We start from the raw sequence: 26912 nt of genomic DNA on the forward strand, positions 1-26912 counted from the left end.
CCGATTCCCGGGCGACCCGGAGGCCGGGGTCCACCCGGACAGGTCATCCCCGCAGGTCGACCCGGCCAGGGCCAAGGGGCCAGGTGAAAGCCAGGGAGCCAGACGACGGGGTCCCGTCCGGCCTAGAGGATGTCGTCGCGGCCATACTCGGCCAACTTGGCCACAAGGTCCTTGACCTCCTGGCTGCGGGCACGGGGGGCCACGAGCAGGGCGTCAGGGGTGTCGATGACCACCATGTCGTCCACCCCCAGGAGGGCCACGGTCCTGCCCGCCGCCGGGGCCACCATGTCTCCAGCCGAGTCCAGGCAGACCAGATTGTCAGCATCGCCCAGGATCTTCATGTTCCGGCTGTCGGCGGATGGCAGGAGGGCGGCCACGGAATTGAAGTCACCTATGTCGTCCCAACCGAACCCGCCTGCCACCATGGCCACGCCGCCGGCCAGGGAGAGGGGCTCGGCCACGGCGTAATCGAAGGCGATCTTCTCGATGCCGGGCCAGTACTCCTCCATGGCCCTGCGCCGCTGGTCGCCACCCCGGTCCCAGACCTCGGCGATCGACATGACCGACCCGTAGAGGTCGGGGACGAAACGTTCCAGGCTTTCCATGAGGACATCGGCCCTCATGACGAACATGCCGGCATTCCATCTGTACTCCCCTGTGGACAGATAGGCCTGGGCCGTGGCCGCATCCGGCTTCTCCACGAATTCGCTGACCAGGCAGGCATCCGGTGCCTGGGGGATGTCGGCGGCCAGGGAGTCCCCCTGGTGGATGTAACCGAAGGCGGTCGAGGGGCGGGAGGCGGCCATGCCTATCGTGGTCACGTATCCGGCCCTGGCCACGGCCACGGCCTCCTCCACCGACCTTGTGAAGGCCCTGTCGTCACGGATGACATGGTCGGCGGCGAAGGAGCCCACTACGATGGAACCGCCGTGCCTTCTGGCCAGAACTGCCGTGGACAGGGCTATGGCGGCCGTGGAATCCCGAGGGACCGGTTCGGCGAAGATGGCGTCGTCGCTCAGGGCGCCAAGCTGCTGGCGGACCGCATCCACATGGGACTGACCCGTGCTGACCACCACGTGGTCGCCCCCGCAGATGCCGGCCAACCGGTCAAAGGTGGCCTGGATCATGGTCCTGCCCGAACCGAGCAGGTCGAAGAGGAATTTGGGGCGGGCCTGGCGGCTGAGGGGCCAGAGCCGGGTCCCGACGCCACCGGCGGGAATGATGGCATAGAAATCGTCGAGGGTCATGCCCCCATTCTGTCAACAAGCTTGTACACCCAGGCCGGCGTTCCGCAGGGTGGGCGACGGCCGCCGACACAACACGTTCCTGACCGGATGACCTTATCCCGGGCATCATGTATCATTTATCTTTGTCGCATTGAGCCGGAATCTGGCATGCAGGTCCTCGGAGCAAGGCGACAGGCCACTTTAGCTCAGTTGGCAGAGCGTCTCACTCGTAATGAGAAGGTCGACAGTTCGATTCTGTCAAGTGGCTCTCCCCCTTATCGCCTTCCTTCTAACCCGTAGCCCGGTTTCCGACCCTTCCACTCCTGCACTCCCCCGCTCCCCTAGCCGCTCCTTCAGCATGCCTCCACCACTCCGCCCCGCAGACCGTCCAAGAGCTGTTACCATGGGTGGCACCGGGTTCCTCACCTCCCGGCAGGGCGCGAGTGGCGTAATCGGTAGCCGCGCAGGATTTAGGTTCCTGTGTCTTCGGACGTGTGGGTTCAAGTCCCATCTCGCGCACCGGAGTCAACGCTCCCCCCCCCACCGGCCGGGAATATACGGCCTTACAGGGGCTGACGAAAGACTGGCCTCAGGTACAGACGCGGAAAAGGACAGGTGAAAAGAAGCCTGCCCCCTCAACCGGCGATCTGCCGGACAAGACAAGGAAGGGTGCACCCGCGCCGATGCGGATGCACCCTTGTTTCTTGCAATCGGACCCGGACCCCGGGAGTGGGGAAGTGCTCCCGCTGTTTCGGTCAGGGCCCAGCCCCCGCCCATGGCCGTCACACATCAACGGCACCCGGCCGGGGGCGGCTTTTCATCAGGCCCCCGCGGTCGCACGCCTGGACTTGACCACGACCAGCAGGCCTGCGGAAATCATGAGAAGCAGGGAGACGAGGAGGGCGAGCGCGATGCCGGCCCCTCCCGTCATGGGGAGCTGGGTGACGGTATGCACGTTGTTCACATTGATCAGGCTATTCTCCGTCAGGGGGGTGGCGACGGCAGCGGGGACCAGGTCCCAGTCGTCGGACGCATTGCCGATCAGGGGCTTGGAGGCGTCGACCACCTCCCGGCCTGCAACCTGGGTCCTGGTCGGGGCGATGGTCACCTCGAAGGAGGGTTTGAAAGCTTCCGAGTAACCGTCGGGGGCCTTGACCTCCGTGACGGTGTAGACGCCGGAGCCGAGTCCGGCAAGGTGGAGGAGCCCCTTGCTCCCGTCCGCGTCACTGACGGTCAGGACCGTGGTCCTGTCCTTCTCATCGGCCCTGATCTCGCCCTGGTCCACGCTCTTCTTATATGAGCCGGGCTGGGCTTCAAGGCTGCCCTCCTTGGTCTGCGGACGGAAGACGATCGGGGTCTGGTCCCCCTTCCGGGTGACGGTGAACCGGGCGCCGGTCAGGGAATGGCCCGTGGACTTGTCCTGCTTGTGCAGGGAGAAGGCGTATACATAAGCCCGGGCGTCGCCCTCCTGCCCATCCTCGCCGTCCGCCGTTATCTCACTGGTCGACATGGTCTCACCGGTGTCCGGGTCGATCCCGTCCTCGTTGGGGTCGTCTGAATACCTGAGTACGGCGACGTTGCTGAGGTTGTCGGGTCCTGCCTGGTCATTCACCTGCATGGAGTAGGTAATCCGGATCCTGGTCTGGTAGGTCATCTTCTGGATGCCTATGAAGTCGAAGACGGTCAGGGTCTGGCCGCGGTCCGCCTGGGAGGAGTTCGTGGTGACGGTATAGACGGTCTGCCCGGCCCCGTTCCGCAGGTCGGTCCATTCCTCGCCATCACGGGAGGTCTGCACCAGGTAGCCATGGGCGGGGTCTTCGCTCCTGGACCTGTTGATGAAGTCCAGGCCGCGCCCTGCGGTGTCGGTGATTTTGAATGTGAAGCCTTCGTATCCGGTGGTCAGGGGGACCTGGGTGTCGATCTGGTACTTGAGGTAGTCGCCGATCGAGGCGGAGGCCCCACGCTCCTGGTCCTTGACCAACCGCTTGCTCAGATTGACCGAGCTGCGCTTCACCCGGACCTCGCCCAGGGTGGGCATGGCGGAGTGTTCGTCGTTGTTGAGGAAACGGTTGTGGCGGGCACCCACCCAGGTGCCCACCAGCATGGGGATGGAATTCGAGGTTACATCAGTCCCCCTTTCCAGACCCGTGGTGTCCTCGACGATGTAGAGGCCTTCGGGCATGGGGATCTTCCCCTCGACAGGGGTGGCTCCATCAAGGGCGCCCCTGATGATGACCTTGTCCGTCTCCTTTTCCGATATGAAAGGGGATTTGACCACGAGATCCTGGAAATCGGCATCATGGGTCAACTCGGTGACGAAATCCCTCAGGGGGCCGGCAAACCCCGCGCTCTCCATGTTGGAGGTCTCATCACGGTTCGTTGTCACCTTGCCGTCATGAAAGCCCAGCCACTCTGTGGCGATCCGGCCTATGGGGTTGTCGGCGAAGGCGGCCTCCGCCACCGGATCATCGGGCAGGTCGTTCTTGGCCTTGGCGGCCGCGAAGGCCCTGTCCACGGCCTTCTTCACGACCTCGTCGTCAACGGTCCCGACCTCAAGGCTGGTCAGATTGCCCGGAGCGTCTACGGTGGCCCTCCCGTAAGTGCCGATGCGGACCGCCCTGTACTGGTGGTCCTCCTGGGCACCCGTGAGGACGATCCTTGCGTTTTTGTCCAAGGACTCGACCACCCCCTCCGGTGCCGCAGATGCCGGTGCGGCCCCCATGAGGGAGAGCCCGAAGGCCACCGTCATGGCGGCAACGGCGGCCAATCTGCCGGACTTGCATGCCTGCTTGTGCATCATTTTCCTTACCGTTCCAACGTCCGGGACCAATGCCAACCTGCGGGCAGGGTCCTCACCCATGACCCGCCGGACCGGTCTTGACGGCCGGCACCGCCCGAATCATCGGAACTTTCCTTATGTCGATACGATTCGACGCTTGCTGTCGCCGCCCTTCCTGGGCGACGGCCCTCTTGCCCCCGCCTGCGGTCTCACCCCCCTGTGACAGACCGTCGCGCAGGATTCCTTCATCTGCCGCCTGCCCGTTCATCCTGCCGGCCGGCGGTGGTGCCCACGAGCAGTCCGGAACCACAAGGCCGGAAATTTCGCCTTGCGATGCGTCCCTTGAACTGCTGATGACAAACATCATCGGTCACTATCGAGACATTTGTTAGTAAGCTTAATTAATTAAACATGATGTTTCGTTTCACTTTTGATGTCGACACGCCGCAGGAGTCCAACCGGCACAAGGGCATCGGCGGAAAAGGGAAGAATTCGGGCCACGACGGCGACAGATTCCGCCGACAGATGAAACCCGGACTCAGCACCCCTGTGGACCGCCGTGGACCGACCTGTGACGGACAGGCCCCTTCCTGCGGGCCAGGCCGACCAGGGGAAGACCCAGGAGGGAGAGGCCGAGCGCGACCAGACCTCCGACCAGTCTTCCATCACCCGGACCCCCCTCCGGATAGGGGGCTGGATGGGTCGTATCCCAGCGTTCCCCGGTCAGAACCAGACGTTGAGTATTGACCCCGTACGGTGTGCAGGTCATCAGGGTGACCAGATCACGTCCCGGCACGACCTTGTATAGGTGTATGTCATCCGGGTCTACCACTTCGATGGACCTTACCCGGTATGCCATGGTCTCATCCAAGGTCTCGACGTAGAAGACATCCCCCCGCCTGAGCTCGTCAAGCCGGGTGAACAGGAGCGAACCCGGCAGACCGCGGTGGCCCGAGATCACGGCGTTGGTGCCCTTCCCGCCGACGGGCAGGCTGGTCCCGTACAGGTGGCCCGCACCACGGGCCAGTTCCCTGTCCGCCGTGCCGTGGTAGATGGGCATCTTGACCGAAATGCCGGGGATGATGATCGTCCCCATGACCCCGTGCCCGTCATCCAGGAGGGCACGGTAGATCCGGTCCCTGCCGGAGAGGGAACCTCCCCCGCCGCCTTTGACGAAGGGGTCCGGGGCCTCTCCCAGAACGGTCTGTCCCGAGGCGGCAAGCCTGCGGTTGTACTCGTCGGCCCTGCGCCTGTGGGAGGATGCCTCCCCCTCGGGCCAGGCCGAGAACCTCCGGCGGGCCGCCTCGGCCTCATAGGTCTGTTGCCGGCCATGGATGCATTGGGCTATGGGTATCCAGGCCAGGCTGCCCACCGCCGCCAGGACGCAGAAGACGATCATGACCTGGAGGACGAGACCGACGGTATCGGTCCGACCCACGCCTCCGTTCGCCTGCGGGGCGACCAGGCGCTCGAAGTCGTCCCCGTCACCGGTGTTCCGGCTGGACCCTGCCGCACCGCCAGGACCGTCCCCCTCACCCTTACTGCGGACAGGCCCTGACATGATCAGGCCTCTTCCTGCCCCAAGGCGGCAAGAAGACAGGGGACGATGGCGCGCAAGGCCTTGCCCCTGTGAGACATGGCGTTCTTCTCGTCAGGTGTCAGTTGGGCGGATGTGAGTGGGGGGACACGACCGGCCAGGACAGAGGGCTGATCGTCCGGGATGAAGATGGGGTCGTAGCCGAAGCCGTTCTCCCCTGCCCGCTCCCGGGCGATCCTGCCCCGCATCCGCCCCAGGCGGACAACCTCATCCTTCCCCCCTGCCCCGGCTGGGCCCCCGTCGGGGTCCGCCCGGCCGGGTCGGGCATCAGCCGCACCGGCCCCTGCGGCAGCCCGGTTCCCAGGAAGGACCAGGGCCGCGGCGCACACGAATTCCGCCCCCCGGGCCCCATCGGGGATGTCCTCCAGTTGGGCGAGGAGGAGGTCCATGTTGGCCTGGTCATCACCGTGCCTGCCGCTCCACCGGGCCGAAAGGATGCCGGGTGCAGCCCCCATCACGTCCACCACGAGCCCCGAGTCGTCCGCAAGGGCGGGCAGACCTGTACGGCTGGAGGCGAAACGGGCCTTGAGGAGGGCGTTCTGTTCGAAGGTGACCCCGGTCTCCACCGGGTCGGGCAGACCCAACTCACCGGCAGTCACCAGCCGTATCCTGGCTGCCCCCTCCCCCACGGCCTCATCCAGGAGCCGCCTGATTTCAACCAGCTTGCCCCGATTGTGGGTGGAGACGACCACCTTCACGCCCCCTGGCAGCCCTGTTCCCGTCATCATGCACCTGCCTGTCCGCTCAGTCCCCCGCCAGGGCCCGACGCTGAGCCTCCTGGAGTTCCCTGTTCCCCTTGGCGGCCAGGGAAAGAAGGGAGGTCAGTTCGTCCGCACTGAAAGGCCTGCCCTCGGCTGTCCCCTGAATCTCGATGAAGTCACCCGAGCCGGTCATGGCCACGTTCATGTCCGTCATGGCCCGGCTGTCCTCGACATAGGGCAGGTCCAGCTCGGGCCTTCCGTCTATGATCCCCACCGACACCGCTGAAACCTGGTCCTTGAGGACCCTGTCCGCACTGGCGATGTGGTGGTTCTCCTGCGCCCAGGTGAGAGCATCAACCAGGGCCACGTAGGCACCGGTCACCGAGGCGGTCCTGGTGCCCCCATCGGCCTGGAGCACGTCGCAGTCGATCTGCACCTGGTTCTCGCCCAGGGCCCTCATGTCGACCACCCCCCTCAGGCAGCGCCCTATCAGCCGGCTTATCTCCTGGGTCCTGCCGCCCACCTTCCCACGTACGGATTCGCGGGCGGTGCGCTCACTGGTGGCCCGGGGCAGCATCGCGTATTCGGCAGTGACCCAGCCCAGGCCGGAATCCTTGCGCCAGCGGGGAAGGGTGGGGGTGAAGGTGGCCGTGCACATGACCCTGGTCTGGCCACACTGGATGAGGACGGAACCCTCGGGCGCATCGGTCCAGTGGCGGGTTATGGTCACCGGCCTCAACTGGTCCACGGCCCTGCCGTCCGACCTGGGTGTCACCTGTCCGTTTGATCTGTCATTGTTCTCCACCATGGAATCACACCTTTCCCTCCATGTTCGACCGCACACCGCCAGGACCCCTGAGACCAGGGTGACGGGCCAGGTGTCTCCTCCCATATCCGACCGCTCACCGCAGGAACCGTCCGCCCGGCACAAGGCCGCCCGTTCATTTCCTCACACGCTATAGGGGCAAGCAGACAAGGCCCGGCCGGCTGGGACCGTCAAACGGCAAAGGTCCGACCCCTGCCTACCGCCGGCCCCGGGCCGGACCGGCCGTCAAGGGTGTGGCTGCCGGCAGGATCCTGTCAACCAGGAAGAGGGCCAGGGCCAGGGCGAAGTAGCAGACCAGGCCCTCGGCCATGTTCACGGTCATTCTCCCCCATCCCAGATGGGAAAGGTCGAGCAGGGCCGAGGGATAGGGGCTCCCTCCCGCCCCCGGTCCGCCATGGGGGCTGACGGAAGCCCGTACCAGGACGAAGCCGATGTAGACGGGCAGGTAGGCCAGCCAGGTCAGCGTGTAGTGCCAGGCGAAGCGGCGGTGGGGATCGAAGAGAATGAAATCGACGAAGGCCATGATGGGGGTGACCACCTGGAGGAGGGTGGCGACGTCGATCCCGGGTAGGAGGGTCGGGCCGGCCGGCAGGATCCCCTGGGCCGACAGGCGGACCGTCAGCCCTATCAGGGCCATGTAAAAGGTGACGCAACCCTTGAGCCAGGCAGGCGGCTGAACCCCCTTGAGGAGGGTGGCCGCACCCGCCCAGAGCATGACCAGGGCCAGGGCAAGATTGCCCTGATAGGTCAGGTAGACCCACCTGCCGACCGCACCCAGGGGCCAGGCGTCACGCATGCCGACCAGGCAGAGGGCGGCCAGGGCGAACCGGTAGATGGAGGTCACGAATCTCATGTGGCCAGTCTATCCCCGCCCGCCTGCGATGAGGGGCCCCTGGCGCCCGTCACGCTGGGGCGATTGCAAGGGGAGGCACAATCCGGCGGACAATCGCATAGGACGGTTAGACTGGAAGCGCTATAAGGGCCGTGCACCAGCCCGCTTCTACCGCGAATGGGGTCCCATGAATCGAAATATAGAGGCGTCCACCGCCTTGATGACCGATATGTACGAATACACCATGCTTGACGCAGCCCTCAAGGACGGCACCGCCGACCGCAGGTGTGTCTTCGAGGTCTATACCCGTCACCTGCCGGAAGGCCGACGGTACGGGGTGGTCGCCGGGACGGGCCGGATCCTGGATGCCATCAGGGACTTCCACCCCACGCAGGACGAACTGCGCTTCCTCTCCGACAACCACATCGTCAGCGGACGGACCATCGACTGGCTGGAGGACTTCCGCTTCACGGGAGACATCAGGGGGTACAGGGAGGGCGAGCTCTTCTTCCCCGACTCCCCCATCCTCCAGGTGGAAGGCGGATTCGGGGAGTGCACCCTCCTGGAGACCATCATCCTGTCCATCCTCAATTACGATTCAGCCGTGGCCTCGGCGGCCTCCCGCATGGTCTCGGCCGCCAAGGGCCGGCCCTGCATGGACATGGGGGCCAGGCGGGCCAGCGAGGGGGCGGCGGTGGCAGCCGCCCGGGCCGCCGTGGTAGGCGGATTCCAGGGCACCTCCAACCTCCTGGCCGCCAGGTTGTATGGAATCAAGGCCATAGGGACGGCGGCCCACTCCTTCACCCTCCTGCATGACAGCGAGCGCGAGGCCTTCGTGGCCCAGATCGACGCCCTGGGCAGGAACACCACCCTCCTGACCGACACCTACTCCGTGGAGGATGCGGTCAAGACGGCCGTGGAGGTGGCCGGACCGGATCTGGGCGGTGTGCGCATAGACTCGGGCGACCTGGGTTCCCTGGCACAGCGGGTGCGCAACCAGCTGGACGCCCTGGGGGCCACGAAGGCGACCATCACGGTGACGAACGACCTGGATGAGTACGCCATCGCCTCCCTGCAGACGGCCCCGGTGGACTCCTACGGGGTCGGTACCATGCTGGTGACCGGGTCGGGGGCGCCGACCTGCGCCATGGTCTACAAGCTGACCGAGCGCGAAGGGGCCTCCGGGAGGATGGAGCCCGTGGCCAAGAAGTCGGTGGGCAAGGCCAACCTTCCTGGAAGGAAGCTGGCCTACCGCTCATATGAGTACAACCTGGCCGAGGCCGAACACGTGGTGGCCGGGGACGAGGAAGCCCTGGCCTCCTTCCGGCCCGACGAGGGGTGGCGGGACCTCCTGGTCGACTACATGGTCCACGGCCAGGCCGACACCTCCTACCAGGGTAGGGACGCCCTACCCCGGGCCAACGAACACCGGGCCCGTTCCCTGTCGGAAATGCCCATCAGCGCCCTCAGCCTGATGAAGGGCGAGCCCGTCATCCCCACATTGACCGAGGTGATCTGACATGACGACATTCCAAGAGGAAACCTACCTGCCGGCCGAGGACCGTTATTCCTCCATGCCGTACCGGCCCTGCGGGACCAGCGGGCTGAGGCTGCCTGCCATCAGCCTGGGCTTCTGGCACAACTTCGGCGACCTGTCGAGCATGGATACGATGCGGCGGATCTGTTTCACCGCCTTCGACCACGGGATCACCCACTTCGATCTGGCCAACAACTACGGACCCGATGAGGGGGCGGCCGAGCGCAATGCCGGACTGATACTGACGCGGTACTTCCGCGGTCACAGGGACGAGTTGATCGTCAGCACCAAGGCCGGCTATGGCATGTGGCCGGGCCCCTATGGCGACGGCGGCAGCCGCAAGTACCTCCTGTCCAGCCTGGATGCCAGCCTGAAGCGGCTGAATCTTGACTATGTGGACATCTTCTACCACCACAGGCCAGATCCTGACACCCCCCTGGAAGAGACCATGGGGGCCTTGAATCAGGCCGTTACCAGCGGACGGGCCCTCTACGCGGGCCTGTCCAATTACGATGGACCCACCCTGAAGAAGGCCTGCGCCATATTGGACGGACTCCACTGCCCCTTCGTCATCTGCCAGAACCGTTACTCGATTCTTGACAGGACCGTGGAGCGCAACGGGCTGAAGGAGGCGGCCGCAGCCACGGGAAAGGGCGTCATCACCTACAGTCCCCTGGCACAGGGGCTCCTGACCGACCGTTACCTGAACGGGGTGCCTGATGACAGCCGGATCGGCAGGGGCGGACGCTTCCTGAAGAGGTCGGACCTGACCCCCGCCCGCCTGGAAATCACCAGGAAGCTCAACGACCTTGCCAGGTCCAGGGGCCAATCCCTGGCACAGATGTCCCTGGCCTGGCTCCTCCGGGACAGGGCGGTCACCAGCGTCCTCGTCGGCGCCTCCCGACCCTCGCAGATCCTCGACGATCTGGGGGCCCTCGAGAACCTGGACTTCGCCGGGGAGGAGCTGGAAGAGATCGACAGGCTATCCGCGGCCTGGGCCTGAGTCACCGGCCGACGATCACTTCCCGCCCCGGGTCATCTCCTCATAAATCCTCTTGCAGTCCGGGCAGACCGGGTACTGGGAGGGGTCGTGCTTGGGGACCCAGACCTTGCCGCAGAGGGCGACGACCGGGCGACCGGTCAGACGGGATTCGGCTATGCGATCCTTGGAGACGTAGTGGGCGAACCTGTCGGCGTCGCCCTCATCGCTCCGTTCCGTCTCCTCCTTGGTCTCGGGCCGCTCCAGAACGGCCGTGCCGGTGGAGGAATCCGGGTCGGACAGGGGGGAGACGGGCTGGTCCGCATCCATGGCGGGCAGGGCGGATTCGCAGGGGAGACCTGATGGGGTCAACTGGGAAAATGAAGGAACCATGCCCCCCATGCTAGCCACCGGACGGGCCTCTGCCAAGCGGAAACGGCCGGGCGGGCGCTGACCCGCCGGGGACCGGCCGCGACCGCCGTCTCCAGGTGGCGCGGTAGTGTATAAGACATGACGATAGCTGTTTGCCCCGGGTCGTACGACCCGGTCACCTCCGGGCACATGGATGTCATCGAACGGTGTGCCTGCTTCTTTGAATCGGTCCACGTGGTGGTGGCCGTAAACGCGACGAAAACCCCCCTCTTCTCGGAGGGCGAGCGGGTGGCCATGATACGGCAGGCCCTTGATGCCGATGGATTCGGGTCGATCACGGTGAGCGCCACGGACGGACTGATCACGGACTACTGCAAGAAGGTGGGCGCAGGGGTCATCGTCAAGGGCCTGCGGCAGAACGGCGACTACGAGGCCGAACTGGGCATGGCCCTGGTGAACAGGAAACTGGCCGGGGTGGAGACCCTCTTCCTGCCGGCCGACCCGGTCAAGGAACATATATCCAGCACCATCGTCAAGGATGTGGCCCGCCACGGCGGCGACATCACCGGGATGGTGCCCGACAGCGTGGTGGACAAGCTCACCGGTGTACTGAACATGGAGAAGGGCCGATGATGGTGGAAAAGTCAGACGGGCAGACGGGGGAAGACCCCAAGGGCACGCAGGTTTCGGACGACACGGCGGGGGTGGATGTCCGCTTCCGGCGGGAGGCCACCGAACAGGACGGGGCCATGGCGGCCGACCGGACGGACGGATCGCAGGCCCCTGCGGACGGACAGGCTGAGGGACCGGCCCAGGCGGGAGGCGGGGTGCCCGGGTCCGGGTCCTCCCGGCCCGGCGCCGAACCGGTCATGGACCCCTCCGTCCCGGAGGACGACTCGACCGAATCATCCCAGATCAAAGCCTCACGGACCGGCGCCCCCATCGATCTGGCCTCCCTGCCCGACATGCGGGAAGACCACGCCCAGGAACAACCCTCCCGGGCCGACCTGGACGAATCCGGAGGGGACAAGTCCCGCGAGGAGTTCACCACCGTCTATGACATCATCGACAGGATCCAGTCCACCCTGGACGGTTCCAAGTCCCTCATCCTCAGCCCGGGCATGGTCAAGCTGGACCGGGAGGAGCTGACCGACGAGCTCAACGACCTCAAAAAGATGCTCCCCGTCCAATTGGAACGGGCGTCGGCACTGATGAGGGAGGCCCAGCGCAGACTGGATGCCGCCCAGACGCAGGCCAACGCCACCGTCACCGCGGCACAGAGCCGGGCGGCGGACATCGTCAAGGAGGCGGGCGACCAGGCCCAGTTCCTGGCAGGGCAGGAGAACGTGGTCGCCATCGCCCAGGACAAGGCCCGCACCATCATCGACCAGGCACAGGCGCAGGCCGACAAGCTGGTGCAGGGGGCCGACGGTTATGCCGCCCAGGTCATGCAGGCCCTGGATGGTCAGCTGGACAAGTTCAAGCAGGACGTGAACGCCGGCCTGGGGGTCCTCAAGACCCGGGAGCAGGAGGCGGCGCGAGCCATGAATGCAGGACATGAGGAGACGGGCAGATGAGTAGACCGGAGGACTCCCCCTGGGCGGTTTCAGTGGCCCAGGTGGCGGCCAGGGCAGGTCGGAGCAGGCAGGTGGATGCCGATTTCCCCGCACCCGACGGGATCGGCGACACGATCTGCGGGGTCAAGGAGGGGGCCCCGGTCCACGTCTCAGGCTCCTTCGACTCGATTGTGGACGGTCTGATCTTCAACGGCCATGTCAGGGCCCCCCTCCATGCCGAGTGCGTCCGCTGCCTGACCCCGATTTCACGGGACCTGGATCTGGATGTTGTCGCCTTCTTCCCTTACAAGCCCCCTGAAGAGAAGTACCACGGGAAGGAAGAGTTCGTGGTCGGCGAGGACGAGGAGGCCGAGGAGGAATACCCCCTGGCCGAGGGTGGCGCCTTCGCCGACCTCGAGGCCCTCCTGAGAGACGAACTGGTCGACGCCCTACCCGTCAAACCTCTCTGCCGACCCGATTGCAAGGGTCTGTGCCCTCAGTGCGGGATCAACCTGAACGAGCATCCGGACCACCATCATGAGGTGACCGACTTCAGGTGGTCTGCCCTGGAGGAAATCAAGCGCAAGCTTGAGGAATCCCCGGAGGAGCCCGGCCAGGAGGGTGGGAAACCCGGGCGCTGACACCGGGAGGCGACCCGCGCATATCGGTGCGGGGGATGACAAAGACCAGACCCCGCGTTAAACTGCTCTACGCTTAAGCTCAATCATTCGATCGAAACAGAGGAAAGTCATGGCACTGCCTAAGTACAAGACATCGCGCGCCAACACGCATTCGCGTCGCGCCAACTGGAAGACGCAAGCCGCCGCCACGGTGACCTGCCCCAACTGCGGAGCTCCGGCCTTGCCCCACATGGCATGCCCCAGCTGCGGGATGTATCACGGCCGCATGTACCGCGACGCCATCCGGCCGCAGTTCAGCAAGTGAGCTGAGGGCCGAGGCCGCGGGAGCGGCTGACGCCAGGGAACCCTGCCATCGACGGGTGGCGGGGTTCTTTTGTTTCCGCAGGACCCCCCCTCCCCGCAGGCGGGGCGGTCCCCAGGCGGGGGTTGACGGGCCACCGGGGGGTTCTGCCACGCCGATGGATCGATACAGGTGGATACTTGATGCACAGGAACGAAAGGTCAGGTGATGGCATGGTCGGCAGGACCGAAAACGACGAGCAGGAAAGGACGGGGACCGGCCGGCCCCCGCAGGATGACCAGGCCGGCACGCCGACGGGGGAACTCTTCGGGGCCCTGCAATCCACGATCAGCCCGGAACTCTTGATCCATGCGCTCACCCACCGTTCCTACGCCCATGAGCATCCAGGCATGCCCAACAACGAGCGTCTGGAGTTCCTGGGCGATGCCGTCCTGGAACTGGTGGCCACAGAGACCCTCTTCCGCATCCATCCCGACATGACCGAGGGCCAGCTGGCCAAGATGAGGGCGAAGGCCGTCTCGGAAGAGGCCCTGTCGGCCATAGCCAGGACCAAACTCCACCTGGGCGGTTACATCCTCCTGGGGAAGGGTGAGGCCGAGAACGGCGGCAGCGACAAGGATTCCATCCTCTGCGACACGGTCGAGTCCCTGATCGGCTCCGTCTTCCTGGAGCACGGGATAGAGGGGGCCAGGGTCACCGTCCATGCCCTGATCGACGACACCCTGGCCGAGGTGGCCACCGAGGGTCCTGCCCTGGACTGGAAGACATCCGTTACCGTCAAGGCCCACGAGATGGGCCTGGGGGACCCCCATTACGCCATGGCCGTCTCCGGACCCGAATACGCCCAGGAATTCACGGCCAGGCTGAGCCTGGGCGATGACGAGGAGGTCATCGGGACCGGGAGGGCCACCAGCAAGCGGAAGGCCCAGCTGGCAGCGGCGGAAATGGGGTGGAAGACCCTGGACGCCCGTCGGGAGGCCGCAAAGACCGGCCGGGACGCATAGAATGACTGACACGGGGTCCGCTGGACGGGCTCCCGGGTTGTCGGAAAGGATGACATGGTTCAACCCACCCCCCTGCAAGCGTTCAATTCGATTCATGACAGGTCGGACGACAAGGCCCGGCCGGTTGGCCATGGGGAGAGGATGACCGGGGCGCAGGCCCTGGTCCGCTCCCTGATGGACCTGGGTGTCACTCAGGTCTTCGGGGTTCCCGGCGGCCAGAACCTGGCCCTTCTTCAGGCCCTGGACGACTTGTCGGGACCACGCTTCACCCTGACCAGGCATGAGCAGGCGGCTGGCCATGCAGCCGAGGGCTATGCCCTGTCCACCGGTAAGGTCGGCGTCTGCATGGTGGCCTCCGGCCCGGCTGCCACCAACATGGTGACCCCGATCGCCGATGCCATGATGGACTCCGTCCCCCTGGTGGTCATCACCGGCCAGGTGGCTGCCTCCTCCATCGGCACCGATGCCTTCCAGGAGGCCGACATCGTGGGGATCACCTACCCTGTCGTCAAGCACTCCTACCTGGTCACCAGGGCGGATGATATCCCCTCCGTCATGACCCAGGCCTACCACATAGCCGCAAGCGGCCGGCCGGGCCCGGTCGTGGTCGACGTGACCACCAGCGCCCAGGAGGCGGAAACCCGCTACACCCGTCCGCTCAAGCCCTTCCTGCCCGGATACAACCCCGTCACCCGGGCCCATGGCCGGGTCCTGACCGAGGCCGCCGGGTTGATCGCCACCGCCCACCGCCCCCTCCTCTACGTGGGGGGCGGGGCGGTCCGGTCCGGCGCCGGCAGGCAGGTGGCCCGCCTGTCAAGGGTGGCAGGGGCGCCCCTGGTGACCACCCTGCCGGCCAGGGGAATCATCCCCGACTCAGACCCCGCCTATGTGGGGATGCCCGGCATCTACGGGAGCGTTGCGGCCAATGGGGCCATCCAGGCATGCGACCTCCTGGTGGCGATCGGCGCCCGGTTCGACGAGCACGTGACCGGCGACCCCGCCTCCTTCGCCCCGGGCGCCCGGGTGGTCCACATCGATGTGGACCCGGCCGAAATCGGCAAGAACAGGCGGGCCGACGTCCCCATCGTGGGTGACGCCGCCCTGGTCCTGGATGACCTGATCCCCAGGGTGGAAAAGGCGAAGGCTTCGGGCGGGCATCCGGACCTGACCTCCTGGTGGCGAGTAGTGGAGGGTTGGAAGACCACCTACCCGACCACCTTCGAAGAACCGGATGACGGATCCCTGGCACCACAGTGGGTGATCGGCCGTATCAGCTCCCAGGCCGGCCCGGATACGGTCTGGGTGACCGACGTGGGCCAGCATCAGATGTGGGCCAGCCAGTTCATCGACCTGGAGGCCGCCTCCTCCTGGGTCACCTCCTGCGGGCTTGGGACCAGCGGATACGGCCTGCCCGCAGCCATCGGGGCAGCCAGGGGGGTGAGCGACCTGAAGGACGGCCGGTCCGTCTGGCTGATAGCGGGCGACGGCGGTTTTCAGATGACTTCAGAGGAACTGGCCACGGCCCGACAAGAGGGCCTGCCCCTGAAAATCGCCATACTCGACAACGCCTCCTATGGGATGATCGACCAATGGGACGAGTACATGAAGGGCCGGCCGACCTCCTCCGACGCCGCCCCCGGCAGGACGACCGGCCTGGAGGTCGAAGCGCCCGACTTCGTCGCCCTGGCCCAGGCCTACGGCTGCATGGGGCTGAGGGCCACAACCCGGGAGGAGGCCCTCCAGGCGATCTCCCAGGCCCAGGCGAGCGATGACCGTCCTGTCCTGATCGACTTCCGCATCAGCCCCCAGGCCGCCGTTTGGCCCCTTGTGCCCCCCGGCGGTTCCCTGGACGACCTGATCTACCGCCCCGGGGTCCTTCCCCTGGCCCGCGTAGGCCTTGCAGGAGGCAGGCGTCTGGATGCCGGGACCGGGTCCGGGGCCGAATCGGCCGACGATGCCGCCGGCCCTTCAACCCCCATGCAGGATCGGGCCAGGGTGGATGCATCCCCGCAGGCCCCTGCGCAAGGACTCCCGCCTGCGGACGGAGGGGTGGCCCAGGTCAGGATCAGACGGCGGACCGGGCATGAGCGGAAGACTGGAAACGAGCGGAAGACCGGGGACGAGTGAAGCAGGAGGTCACGGATATGATCGAGAATCCCGAACAGGCCGGGGCATCGGAGCGCCACACCCTGTCCATCATGGTGGAGAACCGTCCTGGCGTCCTCGCACGGGTGACCGGGCTCTTCGCCCGGAGGGCCTTCAACATCAGCTCCCTGTCGGTCTCCTCGACCGAGCGCAGCGACATCTCCAGGATCACCGTGACGGCCGCCGTCGAAGCCGTCCCCCTGGAGCAGATCATCAAGCAGCTCAACAAGCTGGTCAACGTCCTCAAGATCGTCGACCTGTCGGGGGCCGACGCGGTGGAGCGCGAGCTGGTCCTGATCAAGGTGAAGGCCGATGAGAAGACCAGGTCCGACGTGCTGGAAATCGTCAACCTCTTCAGGGTCAGGGTGGTCGACGTCCATCCCCAGTCCCTGACGATCGAAGCCACCGGGGCCGAGGGCAAGCTGGAAGCCCTCCTGGGCCTGCTCAGGCCCTTCGGCATCGTCGAGTTGGTCCGTTCGGGGGCGGTCGCCGTCACCCGTGGTCCGAAGGCCCTGAGCGACAAGGTCCCGTCGGGACGTCCCGTGCGGCCCTGAGCCCGCAGAGGAAGGGGGCGGGGCAATCCAAGCCTGGCGGTAGATTAAGGAATCATGCCCGTTTACGATCTCGGTTTGGAACATGTATCCCTCTCCTTCGCCACGAAGACCATCTTCACCGATGTGACCCAGGGGGTCTTCGAAGGGGACAGGATCGGCATAGTCGGCCGGAACGGAGACGGGAAGTCCACCCTCCTCAAACTCCTGGCGGGCCGGCAGGAACCAGACCAGGGGCGGGTGACCAGGCGGGGCGGGCTGACCTTCGGCCTGCTGGAACAGAGGGACCCCCTCCACGATGAGGACACGGTCAGAAAGGCCGCCCTGGAAGACCGGGCCGACTACGAGTGGGCCGCCGACACCTCCTCCCGGGACATCGTCGAGGCCCTCCTGGGCGGTCTGGAGCTGGATGCCAGGGTGGGGACCCTGTCGGGCGGGCAGCGCCGACGGGTCGACCTGGCCCGCCTCCTGCTCAAGAACTGGGACATACTGGCCCTGGACGAGCCCACCAACCATCTGGACCTGGTCACAATCCACTGGCTGGCCGAACACCTGAAGAACCGCTGGTCCAAAAACTCCGGCGCCCTCCTCCTGGTCACCCACGACCGCTGGTTCCTGGACGAGGTCTGCTCATCCATGTGGGAGGTCCACGACGGGGTGATCGACCCCTTCGAGGGGGGCTACAGCGCCTATATCCTCCAGAGGGTGGAACGTGACCGACAGGCCGACCTGGCCGAGACCAAGCGGCGCAACCTGGCCCGCAAGGAGCTGGCCTGGCTGACCCGGGGGGCCCGGGCCAGGGCCACCAAGCAGAAGTTCCACGTGAAGGCCGCCAGGGAGCTCATAGCAGATGTCCCCCCCATGCGTGACACCCTGCAGCTCAGGCAGATGGCCACGGCCCGTCTGGGCAAGCAGGTGGTCGACCTGAACGGGGTCACCAAGATCTACGAGGATGAGCCCCTAGCCGGGCAGCCTTCCGCAGAGCATGCAGACGGGGCGGACGGGCGGACCGGACAGGTCGGGCTGGTCCCCTCCCTCCACCCTCAGACCCCGGTCACCGGGTCGGTCCGGGTCACTGAAGAGGTCGAGGGGGCGGACGGGACCAGGACGGCCCGGACCAGGACGGTCAGTGGACGCAAGGTCCTGGACGATGTCACCTGGCTGATCGGTCCCGGGGACCGCTTCGGCATCGTCGGGGCGAACGGGGCCGGCAAGTCCACCCTCCTGGGCGTCATCGACGGCCGGGTGGAACCCACCGCCGGGTATGTCAAGGTAGGCAAGACGGTCCGTTTCGCCGTCCTCACCCAGCGCCTGGACGAACTCGAGAAACTGGGCAGGTACCGGATCAAGGAGGTCCTCAGCCGCTACAAGCCCACCTATATGGTGGATGGCAAGGAGGTGTCGACCAGCCAGCTGATGGAGAGGCTGGGCTTCGCCAGCTCCCAGCTGATGACCCGGATCCAGGACCTATCAGGCGGCCAGAAGAGGCGGATGCAGCTCCTCCTGATCCTCCTGGACGAGCCCAATGTCCTGATCATGGACGAACCCGGCAACGACCTGGACACGGACATGCTGGCGGTCATGGAAGACCTCCTCGACTCCTGGCCGGGCACGCTGATCGTCGTCTCCCACGACCGTTACCTGCTGGAACGGGTGACCGACCAGCAGTTCGCCTTGATGAACGGCAAGGTGGTCCACCTGCCTGGCGGGGTGCAGGACTACCTGGACATGGTCGAAGGGGGCCAGGACGGTCGACCGGCCCCCGCGGGGACGGATGCATCCCGGCCCGCCGGGGCGGCCGGCGGTGGCGGGCCGGCACCCGAGGAACCCTCGATTCCTGCGGACAATCCGGCCGAGGCCAAGCGGGAGAGGGTGGAACGCAGGAACCTGGCCAAGCGGTCATCCGCCATCGAACGCAAGCTGTCCAAGTTGACGGACCAACGCGAGCAGGTCGAGGCCAGGATGGCCGAGCATGACCCCAGTGACTACGAGGGCCTGAACAAACTCAACAGCCGGCTCAAGGAGCTGGAGGGCCAGTCCGCCGACCTGGAGGAGGAGTGGCTGGCCATCGGAGAACAGCTGGAGTGAGCCTGTTCCGGGAGTGGGGCGGAGGTACGGGCCGATCCCGGAAGGATCCCGGCCTCTGCGACAGGATGGAGGTTCACCCGGCCTGTCCGGCGAAAGTGAGGCAGCGGGCCGCAAAGGCGGAAAAGATCGAATCGGCCAGCGGCTGCATCTGGGGCATGGTCTCAACCAGACCCTCCCTGATCTCCTCCAGCTTGGAACGATCCATGTCCGCAACCATCTCGGGCTGATCCATCCACTCGTCGAAGAGGGGGAGGGTCACCTCCAGATGGAACTGGAGGCCCAGGGCCGAACCGGCCCTGAAGGCCTGTACGCGTGTCCGGCGGGATCGGGCAAGAAGCTTGGCCCCGGCCGGCAGGCTCACCTCATCCGCGTGCCATTGGAGGACATCCGTGCTCTTGCTCCACATGGCGATGTCGTCGTCGTCCCCCACCCAGCGCACCGGGCTGATGCCGTATTCCGGCTGCCGGGCCCTGGTGACGGCCGCCCCCAGTGCCCGGGCAATAATCTGGTGGCCCAGGCAGACTCCGAGCAGGGGCAGATTCGCGGCAAGGGCGGCCTTGACCAACTTCGTTTCGGCCTTGAGCCCGGGATGGCGGTCATAGTCGGCGGCCCCCATGGGCCCTCCCATGAGGACCAGGCCGGCCAGGTCACCGGGGGCCGGCAGGTCCGGCTTCTTCCGGTCGACCACATTGACTATGTCCACGCCCAGACCGCAATCCTGAAGGCTCTCCAGAATCCGCCCCGGCCTCTCCCATTCCACATGCTGCACGACGAGCACACTTGGTTTAGCCATACCCCCATTCTTGCACAGGAGTGGCTAGGGGGTCATACGCCTGGCCCCGACCGGCCCCTCATGTCGTCTCGGCTGGATACCCTCGTCAGTATGGCTATGAGCTCAGAACCGCATGTTTCCAAGGGTGGTGTCAGCCGGGCCGCAGCCGGCCTGCACCTGTACGACACGGCCTGCCACCAGGTGACCCCCTTCCGACCCATCGTGCCCGGGCAGGTGGGGATTTACGTGTGCGGCGCCACCGTCCAAAGCTCCCCCCATGTGGGCCACATCAGGACGACCCTGGCCTTCGACGTCATCCGCCGCTGGCTGACCAGACTGGGCTATCAGGTCACCCTGATCAGGAACGTGACCGACATCGACGACAAGATACTGGCCAAGTCGGCGGCGGCGGGCCAGCGCTGGTGGGAACGGGCCTACATATACGAGCGGGAGTTCACACAGGCCTATGATGCCCTGGGCGCCCTCCCCCCGACCTACGAGCCAAGGGCCACAGGCCACATACCCGACATGATCGACCTGATAAGGCGGATCGTCGACAGGGGCCATGCCTATGTGGTTCCCGATGCCGACGGGGAGCCCTCGGGCAATGTCTACTTCGACGTGTCCTCCTGGCCCGATTACGGTGAGCTCACCCACCAGGGGGAGGGGAGCCGGGCCGCCGATGAGCAGGCCGCCGTCGCCGACAGGATGGGGCCCAGCGTGGATGCCCAGGCATCCGGGGCCGACGACCCCTACAACCCCTCGGAAGACGACCAGGAGCCCGGAAAGCGCGATCCCAGGGACTTCGCCCTGTGGAAGGCATCCAAGCCGACCGACCCCATGACGGCCCGTTGGCAGACCCCCTTCGGTACGGGCCGGCCGGGCTGGCACCTGGAGTGCTCGGCCATGAGCCACCGTTATCTGGGTGACGATTTCGACATACACGGGGGCGGGCTGGACCTGCGCTTCCCACACCACGAAAACGAAATGGCCCAATCCCGGGCCGCCGGCTGGGGGTTCGCCCACCGCTGGATGCACACCGCATGGGTGACCCAGAAGGGCGAGAAGATGAGCAAGTCCCTGGGCAACGGCCTGTCGGTGAAAAAGGTCCTGGAGGAGCATCCGGCCTGGGTCGTCCGTTACGCCCTGGTCAGCGTGCAGTACCGTTCCATGCTCGAGTGGTCGGACCAGACCCTGAGGGAGTCCCGAGCCGCCTACGAGAGGATCTGCGGCTTCATCGACAGAGCTGGTCAGGCCCTGGGCGGACAGCCCTCCCGGGAGCAGGTGACCGGCCTGGATGCCGACCGCCTCCCCCCCGCCTTTGTGGATGCCATGAACGATGACATCAATGTCTCCCAGGCTCTGGCCGCCGTCTTCGCCACCATCCGCAGGGACAACGCCGCCCTGTCCGGCCAGGAGGCGGAGGAGGGCCGGGAGGATGTCGACGTGAAGGATGACCTCCTGCAGGTCAGGGCCATGCTCGACGTCTTCGGTCTGGATCCCCTGGACCCGCAGTGGGAGTCCGGCGCGGCCCCCTCGGACGAGAGGGCCGCCGCAGCCCTGGAAGGTCTGGTCGGCTCCCAGCTGGAGGCCAGGGACCAGGCCAGGCGGGCCAAGGACTTCGCCCGAGCCGATGCCATCCGGGACCGGCTGGCCCAGGTCGGCGTCACCATCGAGGACACCGCCGAGGGGTCCGCCTGGCACCTGGAGGGATGATACCGGCATCCCCTCGGCGGGGCCGTCCCCGCCGGAAGGATCGCTGACCTCATAAGACAGGAAAAGGGCCCGTCCCTATGGACGGGCCCTCGATAAATCATGGGCGCACCAAACCGGCCTGGACCCCGGTCGAGGCCCGGCTATCGCCCTCTGCCCTCGACCGGGGCATGCCCCACGGGTGGGGTCACCCCTGGGAGCCCCCTGCCTGGGACAGGCGGATGGCCTTGTTCCGGGCCAGGTAGGCGACGAAGGCCAGGCTGTATGCGATCAGCGAGAGCCAGTCGGCCGTGGCCAGGGAGAAGACCATGCAGCAGAAGAGCCAGATCTCCACCCCCCTTACGATGCTGGAGGGCCTCAGGGCCCGGACGGCCACGACGAAGGTGACCACACCCATGACCAGGACCATGAGTCCATAGGTCTGGGCCACCGTGGCCACATTGTTCACCGCGGCCATGTCCGAGATCTTCCCCGCCTTGGACAGGATGTCGTACCCCTTGTCCTTGAACCAGGGCGAGTACATGAAGAGGGTGATCGAGGCCATGACCACGTTGATCGCGGCCGCAACCATCATCAGGGCCTTCTCGGCCCCCCTCCCGATGGGGGCCGGCGAACCGGTCCCCCGACCCGTCCGGGGACCGCCGGCTTTTCCGCCCGCGTCCATGGTCACCCCTTGAGTCCGGACGTGATGTTCAGCGACTGCAGGAAGTAGCGCTGGGCGAACACGAAGAGGAGGAGGGTGGGGATGATGGCCAGGCAGGTGGCCGCGCACAGGGTCCCCATCTGGTTGTACTGCATCATCTGGTTGCCGAGGAGCTGCAGTCCGGCGGTCACAGGGGTCTTGTTGATGTCGTTGAAGACCAGTGTGGGCCACAGGAAGTCGTTCCAGGCTCCGGTGAAGGCGAAGAGGAAGATGACGATCAGGATGGGTCGGATGGCCGGCAGCATGATGCTGCGGAAGATCCTGAAGTCACCGGCGCCGTCGATTTCGGCCGCCTCGTCGATCTCCTTGGGGATTCCCTTCATGAAGTTGCGGACCAGGAAGATGTTGGCCACATTGCCCAGTCCGGGGATGATGCAGGACCAGTAGGAGTTCACCCAGCCCAGGGTGGCGACGATCCTGTACGAGGGGATCATGTTGACCACGCCGGGGAACATGGAAATCAGGAGGAGGACGAAGAAGAGGGTGTCCCTCCCCTTGAAGTCGATGCGGGAGTATCCGTATCCGGCCAGGGCCACCACGCAGACGGCCAGGATCCCGTGGGAGAGTGAGATGACCAGGGAGTTGCCCAACCACCTGAAGACCGGGTAGGAGGCGGAGGCCTGCATGAGGGTCATGTAGTTCTCGGTCACCCAGTGGGCCGGCAGGAAGTTGTATGCGTTCTCCAGGAACTCCTGCGGTGACTTGAAGGAGGTGGTGACCGTGTAGACCACGGGAATCACCCAGATGACCGCCAGGACTATCAGGACCAGGTAGACTGCCGCCAGCGAGGGGGTGAAGATCCTGCTCTTGTTCTCGGGCGGCTCACGGTTGTCCGCCGCCACCGCGCTTGGCCCGGGGGGCATGAGTCTGCCTTCTGCCTGGGTCGGATCGAGGGTTGCTGAACTCATGTCAGTCCTCCTTGTTCATGAAGAAGATCTGGACCAGTGAGATGCACATCAGGATGATCCCCAGGAGGAGGGCCATGGCCGATGCCATGCCGGCGGCCGAAGGGCCGGACGGGAAGGCCAGATTACGGATGTCCATCAGGAGGACCTGCGAGGAATATGCAGGCCCGCCGCCTGTCAGCATGAGGGGTTGGCCCCAGACGTTGAAGGCCCCGCTGGTGGTCATGATGGTGGTGTAGAAGAGGGGGAGCTTGATGGCGGGCAGGGTGATGCTGAAGAACTTGCGCACCGGACCGGCCCCATCCACGGAGGCCGCCTCATAGAGGTCCTGGCTGACGCCGGAAAGGGCGGAGCGGTAGATGATCAGGTTGCCGCCGATCCCCGCCCACAGGCTCATGACGAAGATCGTGATCCAGGCCCAGGGCTGCTTGCCCAGCCAGTTGATGTCCCACCTGAAGGTGGTGTTGAGCAGGCCGAACTGGGAGTTGAAGACCAGCCTCCAGACCAGGGCGCCTGCGGCCACGGATATCAGGCCGGGCACGTAGAAGATGGCCTGGAAGAGGCCGACCCCCTTCAGCCCCTTCTTCTGCAGGGCGCAGGCCAGGAGGAGGGGGACCACGATGGTCAGCGGGACGCTGATCAGGACGAAGATCACCGTGTGCCAGAGGTCACGCCAGAAGATGGAATAGAAGTAGGTGGACGGGTCGAAGATCAGCTTGAAGTTCTCCAGGCCGACCCATTTGGGGCTGCCCACGAGGTTCCACCTGGTGAAGGCCAGGTAGATGCCGAAGAAGATGGGTATGACCCCGAAGACCGCGAACACCAGCATATGCGGTGCGATGTAGGGGAAGGCATGCCAGAAGGACTTCTGCCCCAGAGGCCTGTGCCTGCCGGGGTCCTTGGCTCCGGCCGTCGTGCTCTGTACGCTCATGCTTGCTCCTGAATCTGGATCTGTCCCTGGGTCATAAGGTCGAGGGTCTTCAAACCGTCTTCCAACGAGATGTTGCTGTAGACGATGTCGGTGAAGGACCCCCACCCGGCCGTTGCGTAGCCCCCGTACAGGTAGTTGGATGTCTTGATCCACTCACGTTCGCGTTTGCCGTTGGTGAAGGAGGCCTGGATCAACTTGCCGTACTCGGGGTTGTTCAGATCCCGGTAAGCCGGCGAGATGGAGCCCACGTCGGACCACATCATCCAGTTCCGGTAGACGAAGTCGATGAAGTCGGCAGCCGCCTTGACCCTTTCCTCGGGCCTGTTCTTGTCCTTGAGCTGGAGCCAGGACTGCTGGTAGAGGAAGTTGGAGGGGTGGTCGGTGCCGTACTGAAGGGTGTTGGCCTCCCCCACCTTGTCCTTGCCCAGGGTCTTGGACATGTTCCCCTGGGCCCAGGTGCCCAGCATCCCGAAGACGGAATGGCCGGAGGCGAAGACCTGCTCGCCGTCGGAATCTATCGGGGAGAGCATCCCCTGGTCGTTCAGGTCGCGCAGGGCCTTCAAGGGTTTGCGCCACTCGTCGGCGGTCATGTCCTTGACCCCGTCCTCGATGTTCCCGCCCGCGCTGTACAGGAGGGACATCATGGCCCAGGGGAGGTTGCCCAGGCAGAGCCCATAGACCCCCTTGGGGAGCTTGCCCTTCATGGAGGCTATCTCGTCGGTGGTGACCAGGCCGTCGTCCAGGATGGACTCCAGGCCGTACTTCTTGATCAGGTCCTTGTTGTAATAGATGGCCATCTGGAACATGTACAGGGGGATCCCATAGGACTTCCCGTTGTTGACCGTGTTCTGCCAGGCCTGGGGCAGGAAATTGGACTCCTTGAGCTCCGGCTGGTACTTGGTCCAGGTCTCCGAAGGATTCAGCAGACCCTGGCTCTGGAGGACGGACGCCGTGAAGGAGTCGTTGATGACCAGGTCGGGTATGTTCCGTCCCGTCTGCATGACGCTGTAGATCTTGGTGGTCAGGTCCCCGCCGTTCATCGGCTGGAAGACCACCTTGTATTCCGGATTGCGGTCGTTGTAGGCCTTGATAATCCTCTGCATGGCCGGACCGTCGTCACCGGTCAGGCCGTTCCAGAAGTAGAGGACCTTCTGGGATTGTGCACCGCCGCAGGCGCTGGTGGAGACCACCATGCCCAGGGCCGCGATCAGGCTCAAAAGCAACTTGAGCCATCTTCCCACCTGTTTCGGCAAACGCAATCCACCTCCCCAGCGTCCTTCTTCATTGAAGAAACCCATGATGCTGACATGACTCCTTTCCGAACAGGGCGCAGACTCGTATGCGGTCCCTGCATACCTCTCTCTGACTGGCTATTCAGCCGTTGCATCGGACATCGATGCCTGGCAAGGAGCGGCCGCAACGGCCGCCCTTGCAACGTTGCAAAAGTTACAATAGCACAGTTACATCGTTAGAAAAAGCCGGGGAAGGTCGGGGAGGGCGGCCTCAGCGGGGGCGCCGATCCCTTTCGGAGGACTCCAGGACCTGCGGGGGGAAGGGTTCATGCGGCTCGGTCTGGTACCAATAGGCCACGCTGGCGACATCGTCCTGGCGTTCGAAACATCCCTGCTCCTCCGACCCCATCTGCTGGATGGTCACCCTGAGATCCTCCCGGAAGCAGATCGGATCGGGAATGTGCCAGCGATAGAGCCCACGGGTCACCGGCGTGTCCGTGTCCCAGAAGTCGCTTTGGCGGCCGACCAGTTGACGGGAGTGGAAGGGGTAGCCCATGAAGGCCCCGCTGTAGGTCTCCTCGACGGTCCTGCCGGCATCATCCTTGCCACCGAAGCTCCAGGCGCCGCCGAAGTAGTCCTCGGTCCCGGTGCTGCACCAGGTGGGGTACTCCCCGTCTCCGTCTATGTACATCTTGACCTCGCCCTCGCCCCACCACCTGCTCTCCAGGGCGGTCAACGCCAGGTAGGTCCCCACGTAGAGCCCGGACCCCCTTATGCCATCCACGATGGTGTAGTCCTCGGCCAACCTGGTCTCCCTCTGCCGCCGCCACTGGGCGTGGAAGTAGGTCAGATTCCCGGGCAGGTCGTCCACCTCCGTGTAGTCGATCTGATAGAAGAAGGCGGGGATCGCCTCACCGTGCTCGTTGCGCAGGAGGATCCTGGCCTGGCGGAAGGGCATGGGGAAGAAGCAGTTGAACCCACGGGAGGGGTAGACGGCGATGGGCAGGGACTCCACCCGGCAGGGCTGTGCGTGGCCGCAGCAGAAGAAGTCGCCCAGCGGGGCGCAGACCGAAGGAGTCTCCTCCCCGTCCCAGTAGCACTCCAAAATCAGGTTGCGCAGAACGTTGGGGCCGGTCGGAGAGGTGGAGTCGAAGACCGTCATCCATATGTGGCGGATGATGCCCGGCCCCTCCAGGTCCGCCAGGACCACGCTGCTCCCCGGCTGTATGTCGTTCAGGCAGGGGGTCCCCTTGCGGGAGGGCCCCAAGGGGCCTGCCGTCATGGCCGCCCTGCCCTTGCCCCCGCGAGGGTTCTCGGCATTGACGCACATGGTCCTGCCCTGCGGCCTGTGCATGAGAAAATCCATACCCCCACCGGTACCGGCACCCCATTGAATGTCGTTCATCTTCTGCAATCCTTCTCTGTTCCGGCGTGGTTCTCGTCCACGCCGTCGGCTCATGTTCGTTCCGCCCGCCCCGCGCACCGACCGCACGGACCGCTGTCCGCGCCTTGAAATGTGCA

24 protein-coding genes and 2 tRNA genes are annotated in these 26912 nt (G+C 65.4%); 13 read left to right on the forward strand and 13 right to left on the reverse strand.

All coding sequences use genetic code 11. The annotated features are described in order from the left end of the window. Positions 1-122: 122 nt before the first annotated feature. Positions 123-1247 (reverse strand): mannose-1-phosphate guanylyltransferase, encoded by a 1125-nt coding sequence (locus V6584_RS06130; RefSeq protein WP_340469604.1) that lies wholly within the window; start codon positions 1245-1247, stop codon positions 123-125. A 174-nt stretch (positions 1248-1421) separates the two neighbouring features. On the opposite strand from V6584_RS06130, the gene V6584_RS06135 reads away from it, so the two are divergent. Together V6584_RS06135 and V6584_RS06140 are read left to right on the forward strand one after the other, a co-directional pair. Next, positions 1422-1494 (forward strand) — tRNA-Thr (locus V6584_RS06135). Positions 1495-1663: 169 nt separating this feature from the next. After that, a tRNA-Leu gene (locus V6584_RS06140) sits at positions 1664-1745 on the forward strand. A 301-nt stretch (positions 1746-2046) separates the two neighbouring features. Here V6584_RS06140 and V6584_RS06145 read toward each other — a convergent pair. The 5 genes from V6584_RS06145 to V6584_RS06165 all read right to left on the reverse strand — a co-directional run bounded on the left by V6584_RS06145 (position 2047) and on the right by V6584_RS06165 (position 7982). Next, positions 2047-4023 (reverse strand): isopeptide-forming domain-containing fimbrial protein, encoded by a 1977-nt coding sequence (locus tag V6584_RS06145; RefSeq protein ID WP_340486266.1) that lies wholly within the window; start codon positions 4021-4023, stop codon positions 2047-2049. Positions 4024-4543: 520 nt separating this feature from the next. Beyond that, positions 4544-5566, reverse strand: a complete 1023-nt coding sequence (locus tag V6584_RS06150) for a class C sortase (protein WP_340469607.1) — start codon at positions 5564-5566, stop codon at positions 4544-4546. A 2-nt stretch (positions 5567-5568) separates the two neighbouring features. Beyond that, positions 5569-6300, reverse strand: coding sequence for a non-canonical purine NTP pyrophosphatase (locus tag V6584_RS06155; RefSeq protein WP_340469790.1), 732 nt, complete (start codon positions 6298-6300; stop codon positions 5569-5571). 46 nt (positions 6301-6346) lie between these two features. Further along, complete coding sequence (gene rph, locus V6584_RS06160; RefSeq protein WP_340469608.1) at positions 6347-7111, reverse strand: ribonuclease PH; 765 nt, start codon at positions 7109-7111, stop codon at positions 6347-6349. A 214-nt stretch (positions 7112-7325) separates the two neighbouring features. Then, entirely contained in the window at positions 7326-7982 is a 657-nt protein-coding gene (locus V6584_RS06165) for a Pr6Pr family membrane protein (RefSeq protein ID WP_340469609.1), read from the reverse strand. A 166-nt stretch (positions 7983-8148) separates the two neighbouring features. On the opposite strand from V6584_RS06165, the gene V6584_RS06170 reads away from it, so the two are divergent. Together V6584_RS06170 and V6584_RS06175 are read left to right on the forward strand one after the other, a co-directional pair. Next, a complete protein-coding gene (locus tag V6584_RS06170) occupies positions 8149-9480 on the forward strand; it encodes a nicotinate phosphoribosyltransferase (RefSeq protein ID WP_340469610.1) in 1332 nt (443 codons plus the stop codon). Between the two features lies 1 nt (position 9481). Next, positions 9482-10501: an aldo/keto reductase gene (locus V6584_RS06175; RefSeq protein ID WP_340469611.1), complete on the forward strand. Its 1020-nt coding sequence runs from the start codon at positions 9482-9484 to the stop codon at positions 10499-10501. A gap of 15 nt (positions 10502-10516) precedes the next feature. Here the strand turns inward: V6584_RS06175 and V6584_RS06180 are convergent, their stop codons facing one another. Beyond that, positions 10517-10807, reverse strand: coding sequence for a DUF3039 domain-containing protein (locus V6584_RS06180; protein WP_340469791.1), 291 nt, complete (start codon positions 10805-10807; stop codon positions 10517-10519). A 180-nt stretch (positions 10808-10987) separates the two neighbouring features. Here V6584_RS06180 and coaD point away from each other — a divergent pair, with 180 nt between their 5' ends. The 8 genes from coaD to V6584_RS06220 all read left to right on the forward strand — a co-directional run bounded on the left by coaD (position 10988) and on the right by V6584_RS06220 (position 19135). Then, positions 10988-11482, forward strand: a complete 495-nt coding sequence (gene coaD / locus V6584_RS06185; protein WP_340469612.1) for a pantetheine-phosphate adenylyltransferase — start codon at positions 10988-10990, stop codon at positions 11480-11482. Further along, positions 11479-12426 (forward strand): cell division protein, encoded by a 948-nt coding sequence (locus tag V6584_RS06190; RefSeq protein WP_340469613.1) that lies wholly within the window; start codon positions 11479-11481, stop codon positions 12424-12426. The genes coaD and V6584_RS06190 overlap by 4 nt, the downstream gene beginning before the upstream one ends. Continuing rightward, positions 12423-13046, forward strand: coding sequence for a YceD family protein (locus tag V6584_RS06195; protein ID WP_340469614.1), 624 nt, complete (start codon positions 12423-12425; stop codon positions 13044-13046). The genes V6584_RS06190 and V6584_RS06195 overlap by 4 nt, the downstream gene beginning before the upstream one ends. A 109-nt stretch (positions 13047-13155) precedes the next feature. Further along, positions 13156-13350, forward strand: coding sequence for a 50S ribosomal protein L32 (gene rpmF / locus V6584_RS06200; protein ID WP_340469616.1), 195 nt, complete (start codon positions 13156-13158; stop codon positions 13348-13350). Positions 13351-13559: 209 nt separating this feature from the next. Continuing rightward, on the forward strand, positions 13560-14351 hold the full coding sequence (rnc, locus tag V6584_RS06205) for a ribonuclease III (RefSeq protein WP_404802636.1): 792 nt from the start codon (positions 13560-13562) through the stop codon (positions 14349-14351). 54 nt (positions 14352-14405) lie between these two features. After that, positions 14406-16478, forward strand: a complete 2073-nt coding sequence (gene ilvB, locus V6584_RS06210; RefSeq protein ID WP_340469618.1) for a biosynthetic-type acetolactate synthase large subunit — start codon at positions 14406-14408, stop codon at positions 16476-16478. Between the two features lie 17 nt (positions 16479-16495). Beyond that, positions 16496-17050, forward strand: coding sequence for an acetolactate synthase small subunit (gene ilvN, locus V6584_RS06215; RefSeq protein ID WP_340469619.1), 555 nt, complete (start codon positions 16496-16498; stop codon positions 17048-17050). A 54-nt stretch (positions 17051-17104) separates the two neighbouring features. Continuing rightward, entirely contained in the window at positions 17105-19135 is a 2031-nt protein-coding gene (locus V6584_RS06220) for an ABC-F family ATP-binding cassette domain-containing protein (RefSeq protein ID WP_340469620.1), read from the forward strand. A 73-nt stretch (positions 19136-19208) separates the two neighbouring features. Here V6584_RS06220 and V6584_RS06225 read toward each other — a convergent pair whose 3' ends face one another. Next, the gene (locus V6584_RS06225) at positions 19209-19928 is read right to left on the reverse strand and encodes a type 1 glutamine amidotransferase (RefSeq protein ID WP_340469621.1); all 720 of its coding nucleotides are present in this window, start codon (positions 19926-19928) and stop codon (positions 19209-19211) included. Positions 19929-20018: 90 nt separating this feature from the next. Between V6584_RS06225 and cysS the strand changes: the two genes are divergently transcribed. Beyond that, positions 20019-21623 carry a cysteine--tRNA ligase gene (cysS, locus tag V6584_RS06230; protein WP_404802607.1) on the forward strand — a complete coding sequence of 535 codons (1605 nt, stop codon included), beginning with the start codon at positions 20019-20021 and terminating at the stop codon, positions 21621-21623. A gap of 184 nt (positions 21624-21807) precedes the next feature. On the opposite strand, the gene V6584_RS06235 is transcribed toward cysS, so the two are convergent. From V6584_RS06235 to V6584_RS06255, 5 genes are all read right to left on the reverse strand, one after another. Then, the gene (locus V6584_RS06235) at positions 21808-22284 is read right to left on the reverse strand and encodes a hypothetical protein (RefSeq protein WP_340469624.1); all 477 of its coding nucleotides are present in this window, start codon (positions 22282-22284) and stop codon (positions 21808-21810) included. A 2-nt stretch (positions 22285-22286) separates the two neighbouring features. After that, entirely contained in the window at positions 22287-23231 is a 945-nt protein-coding gene (locus tag V6584_RS06240) for a carbohydrate ABC transporter permease (RefSeq protein WP_340469625.1), read from the reverse strand. Position 23232: 1 nt separating this feature from the next. Then, positions 23233-24159, reverse strand: coding sequence for a carbohydrate ABC transporter permease (locus V6584_RS06245; protein WP_340469626.1), 927 nt, complete (start codon positions 24157-24159; stop codon positions 23233-23235). Then, positions 24156-25457: an ABC transporter substrate-binding protein gene (locus V6584_RS06250; protein ID WP_340486269.1), complete on the reverse strand. Its 1302-nt coding sequence runs from the start codon at positions 25455-25457 to the stop codon at positions 24156-24158. The genes V6584_RS06245 and V6584_RS06250 overlap by 4 nt, the downstream gene beginning before the upstream one ends. A gap of 205 nt (positions 25458-25662) precedes the next feature. Next, a complete protein-coding gene (locus V6584_RS06255; protein WP_340469792.1) occupies positions 25663-26757 on the reverse strand; it encodes a glycoside hydrolase family 172 protein in 1095 nt (364 codons plus the stop codon). Between the last annotated feature and the right edge of the window lie 155 nt (positions 26758-26912).

The sequence above is a fragment of the Bifidobacterium favimelis genome, assembly GCF_037963085.1.
Classification (GTDB): domain Bacteria; phylum Actinomycetota; class Actinomycetes; order Actinomycetales; family Bifidobacteriaceae; genus Bombiscardovia; species Bombiscardovia favimelis.